6 protein-coding genes are annotated in these 4,806 nt (G+C 46.7%); all 6 read right to left on the reverse strand.

The window, feature by feature from the left end; translation table 11 throughout:
* On the reverse strand, window positions 1-2,094 hold a 2,094-nt coding region (locus V5298_RS19800; protein WP_332933149.1), incomplete at its 3' end, for a heavy metal translocating P-type ATPase.
* Window positions 2,091-2,570 (reverse strand): FixH family protein, encoded by a 480-nt coding sequence (locus V5298_RS19805; RefSeq protein ID WP_332933153.1) that lies wholly within the window; start codon window positions 2,568-2,570, stop codon window positions 2,091-2,093. The genes V5298_RS19805 and V5298_RS19800, both read right to left, overlap by 4 nt.
* A gap of 146 nt (window positions 2,571-2,716) precedes the next feature.
* On the reverse strand, window positions 2,717-3,676 hold the full coding sequence (gene ccoP / locus V5298_RS19810; RefSeq protein ID WP_332933150.1) for a cytochrome-c oxidase, cbb3-type subunit III: 960 nt from the start codon (window positions 3,674-3,676) through the stop codon (window positions 2,717-2,719).
* A 4-nt stretch (window positions 3,677-3,680) separates the two neighbouring features.
* Complete coding sequence (locus V5298_RS19815; protein WP_216027845.1) at window positions 3,681-3,854, reverse strand: cbb3-type cytochrome oxidase subunit 3; 174 nt, start codon at window positions 3,852-3,854, stop codon at window positions 3,681-3,683.
* A gap of 1 nt (window position 3,855) precedes the next feature.
* On the reverse strand, window positions 3,856-4,461 hold the full coding sequence (gene ccoO / locus V5298_RS19820) for a cytochrome-c oxidase, cbb3-type subunit II (RefSeq protein WP_332933151.1): 606 nt from the start codon (window positions 4,459-4,461) through the stop codon (window positions 3,856-3,858).
* A 12-nt stretch (window positions 4,462-4,473) separates the two neighbouring features.
* Window positions 4,474-4,806: cbb3-type cytochrome c oxidase subunit I (locus V5298_RS19825; RefSeq protein ID WP_332933152.1), on the reverse strand; the 333-nt coding region annotated here is incomplete at its 5' end.

A 4,806-nucleotide genomic window follows, 5' to 3' on the forward strand; every position in this document is an offset into this window, starting at 1 on the left:
GGCTAATACCGGCGCATCATTAATGCCATCACCCAACATCATGACGCTGCTACCTGATTGCTGTCGTTGTTGCACATAGGCAAATTTTTGTTTGGGCGTATTGCCACCAATGGCTTCTTCAATACCTAACTGACGGGCCACCGCCCCAACATTCTGTTGAATATCGCCACTTAGAAGCACCAATTTTTTACCGCTAAACGCCTTGATAAGGGCAGGAGCATCGTCCTTGATTTTGTCGGCAACTTGAAACGCCGCCATATAATGGCCGTTACAGCTTAAAAAGACATTTGCCCCTACCACCGCTGGGGATGCGTTTGGACAAGCAAACTTCGCTGTACCAGCACGATAGCTCTTGCCATCAATGACACCGCTAATACCTTCACCAACATGTACGGAAAAATCTGTCACTGCTTTTGTGCGTTTTCCCGTAAACGCCCGGGCGATGGGGTGTTCTGACAACGCTTCTAACGAGGCCATAACTTCCAACACCTCTTCGTTGGTGGCATTGGGCGCTATCCATTGCTTAGCGATGGCAAAAAGGCCTTCTGTAAGAGTACCGGTTTTATCAAACACCACCGTATCCACCTTGTTTAATTGTTCAAGGGCGTCGGCTCGCTTAAGTAAAACGCCGCGGCGATTTAAATATGCCATGGCACAGGTAAGCGCTGAGGGGGTGGCCAGGCCTAAGGCGCAAGGGCAAGTTGCCACAAGTACGGAAATAGTGATCCAAAACGCATTTTCATTGCCCAGCCAATGCCAAACCAAAAAGGTGGAAGTGGCAATAAGAAGTACTGCAAACACAAAATAACTGGATAACGTATCGGCCAGCTGGGCGACCCGAGGCTTACTGACCATGGCTTTACTTTGCAGACGAATGATTTGGTTGACCAACGCGTTTTTTAACGTGTTGGTTACTTTCACTGTTAAGGTACTGGTTTGGTTGACTGTACCGCCGTAAACCTTGTCACCCACTATTTTGTTGGCCGGTTTAAATTCACCGGTCAACATGGACTCATCTATGGCCGACTGCCCAGATAGGACGATGCCGTCAACTGGGACGGTTTCTCCCGCTTTAACAGTGACAACCTCATTGGCCTGTAATGATTTAGCGAGAACTTGTTGTTGTTCACCTTCCTCGTTTAATAAAGTCGCTGTAACCGGAATATATTGCATCATATTGGCTGAGATTTGTGCGGCCTTATGACGGCTTCTATGTTCTAAATAACGGCTAAGTAACAATAAAAAGATGAACATGCAAATAGACTCAAAATACACGTCACCCCGTTGCAATAAGGTTGCTTTAATACCTGCCACATAAGTGCCAAACATCGCGATGGAGACAGGCACATCCATATTCACGGTTTTCGCGCTAAGGGCTTTTATGGCGCCTAAATAAAAGGTGCTACCAGAATAGAATACCACCGGGGTGGTTAAGGTCAGGGCTACCCAATGGAAATAGGCGCGGGTTTGTGCCTCCATGTTACCGAGCAAATCAAAATATAATGCCGCCGCTAGCATCATCACCTGCATGGACATAATGCCTGCAAGCCCTAGCTTTTTTAAAAATTGTTTATCTTCTTTTTTATAGGAGGCTTCGTGCTGATCCGGTTGAAAAGGTAAGGCCGGATAGCCTATTCGTTGCAAGGTTTCCATGATTTGACTTAAAGAGAGTAGGGAAGGAAGCCAGGTTACAAACGCCCGCCGCTGGGCCACATTTACAGAAACTTGTCGGATCCCGGAGACTTTTGATAATTGCTTTTCAATTAGCCAGCCACAAGCTGCACACGTGATCCCTTCTAAGGTTAGCTCAATTTGTTTGTCATCGCCGTCATCAATGACGAATTCTTCCTGTAGGGCTGGCTCGTCATAGACCGCCAGTTTCGCCATCGTGGAAACGAGTGCATCGTCGCCTTTTGCCGCCGGCGCAGTACGAAAACGGTAATAGTCTTCCAAGCCGTTATCCACAATGGCCTGGGCCACCGCTTGGCAACCCGGGCAACACATTTGGCGCTTTTCACCAAGCACAAAAGTGGTATAAACATGGTGCGGATCGATGACTTCACCGCAGTGGTAACAATATTCTTTATCGGTCACGGATTAAAACTAACAGGCTGAGATAGGGGTAACGTTAAGGTATTTTGTATTTTCCACTCGTCATTTAAGGGTGACAGTGTGACACGCCACTTTCCTTCTAATTTACGCTCGGCCACACCACGGTATACGCCATTGGCATCACGGGTAAGTAGTAATGTGGTATCGAGGGCTTCGAGGGTCACGTGGTAAAAGGCGATTTGGATGGCAGCGCCGTCTGTAGGAATACCTGAGTGGAACTTAACCGCCACACGATCCCCCTCTACGGTGAGTTCTGTCGTAATATTGAGTGTTTTTGCCTTCGTTTCTTTATCTAATAAAGCATTAATGGCTTTCCCTTCTTTGTAATAGTCGTCAATCACTAAACTATCTTCAGTGGCCGTGGCCAAATACATTAATACCCCTCCCATGACCACAGTGATAACAGGAACAAAGATTAAAAACCAGGGCCAGAATTGCTTATACCATGGATCATTTATCACGACGGTTATCCACCCTATAACTGCTATTGAAAAATTGAACGTAACAAAAAAATAGCTTAAAAAACGTTGATGTAGACGTATTTCGTCTCCTATTTTCACACAAAAAAGCCCCGACAACACGGGGCTTTTCACGCTAGATATATTTAATGGGATAAACTGTAAACATAGGTTGCGACAACGTGTATTTTGTCGTCACCCAAAGTGTTTTTAAATGAGGGCATGACGCCATTTCGGCCATGGGTCAGGGTTTCCGTCACCGAGCGTTCCGATGAACCATATAACCATATGTTATCGGTAAGGTTAGGCGCGCCAAGCATTTGATTGCCTTTTCCGTCCATGCCGTGACAAGCCGCACACACCGCAAAGCGGGTTTTACCGGCAGGGATCAGAGCTTCCATTTCTGGCGTTTGCTCACGACCACTTAAGCTTAATACATAAGCCACAGTTTCCTTAATGCCATCTTCACCCAGTGTGGCTAACCATGCGGGCATCGCTGCCTGGCGCCCGTTAGTGATTGTTTCAACAATCTTAGCGCCTGTGCCACCGTATAACCAATCATCGTCAGTAAGGTTAGGGAAACCCACATTGGCGCCGCGGGCATCAGAACCGTGACATTGGGAGCAGTTTTGTAAGAACAAACGCTGTCCAACTTTAATGGCTTCTGGGTTATTTACCAGTTCTTCAACGGGGACTTTGGCGTAAGCTTCAAAAATCGGATCATATTCTTCTGCGGCTTTATCTAATTCGCGATCATAAGCCACCAGCATACCGGCTTCTTTAGCGTCAATACGCGCTTGTGCCGATTCTGCTAACGAGTGAATATTCTGATTTGAACTTTTCCACCCAAGTAAACCTTGGAAAGTCCCCAGTCCGGGGTAGAGTGCCAAATAGACCAATGCCCATACAATGCACACATAAAATAAGATGGTCCACCAACGGGGCAATTGATTGTTTATTTCTTCAATGCCATCGAAAACGTGACCCATCCCTTCGCCTTCTGCCACACCCGTTTGGTTGGATAAGGTCCAACGCAATAGGATGAAGCAGCCGATTATAGTTCCCAGCGATATCACCGAGATCCAGATTGTCCAAAACATGCTCATGAGTTCAAGACTCCTGCTTATCTTTTTTTGATTCTTCTTTCACTTCATCAGCGAAAGGTAGGTTAGCCGCTTCATCAAACTTCTTTTTGTTATGACCGCTAAACGCCCACCAGACCACACCGATAAAGCAAACAAATACGACGACAGTAAATATGCTGCCAATAATTCCCTGATCCATACTATTTCAAATACGTGCCGAGGGATTGAAGATAGGCAATGAGGGCAACCATTTCGGTTTTACCTTCAACTGCCGCTTTCGCACCAGCAATATCTTCATCGGTGTAGGGAACACCGAAGCCGCGAAATACCGTCATTTTTGCAGCAGTGTCTTCACCGGTAAGGGTATTTTCTGCTAACCAAGGGAAACCAGGCATGTTTGACTCCGGTACCACGTTACGGGGATTAAGCAGATGGACACGATGCCATTCATCACTGTATCGACCGCCAACTCGGGCTAAATCGGGCCCAGTGCGTTTTGAACCCCACAAAAAAGGATGTTCCCATACCGATTCACCGGCAACAGAATAATGACCATAGCGTTCCGTTTCTGCACGGAAAGGACGGATCATTTGGCTATGACAGCCAACGCAACCTTCACGAATATAGATATCACGACCTTCAAGTTGCAGGGCGGTGTAGGGTTTAAGCCCTTTTACCGGTTCCATAACCTGTTGTTGGAACATTAATGGGGTGATCTGTACCATGGCGCCGAAACTGATGGCGACTAAGATAAGAATCGTCAGTAAACCGACATTTTTCTCGACTAACTCATGTGGATTTTTCACAACAACTCTCCCTTATGCTGCTTGTGCTGCAGGTTCAACTGCAATACTGCCTTTCGGCGCACGCACGGTTTTCCACGTGTTGTAAGCCATAACAAGCATACCGGCGACAACAAATATTCCACCTATAAAGCGTACAACGTAGAAGGGTTTAGACGCTTCTAACGATTCAACAAAACTATAGGTTAATGTGCCATCAGCGTTAACTGCTCGCCACATAAGGCCTTGCAGTACCCCTGACATCCACATGGCAACGATATAAAGTACAACACCAATGGTGGCAAGCCAGAAATGGACATTGACCAAACGGGTAGAGTACATTGCGCGTTGACCAAACAGTACGGGGAT

Source organism: Alteromonas sp. 14N.309.X.WAT.G.H12 (assembly GCF_036697315.1).
Classification (GTDB): domain Bacteria; phylum Pseudomonadota; class Gammaproteobacteria; order Enterobacterales; family Alteromonadaceae; genus Alteromonas.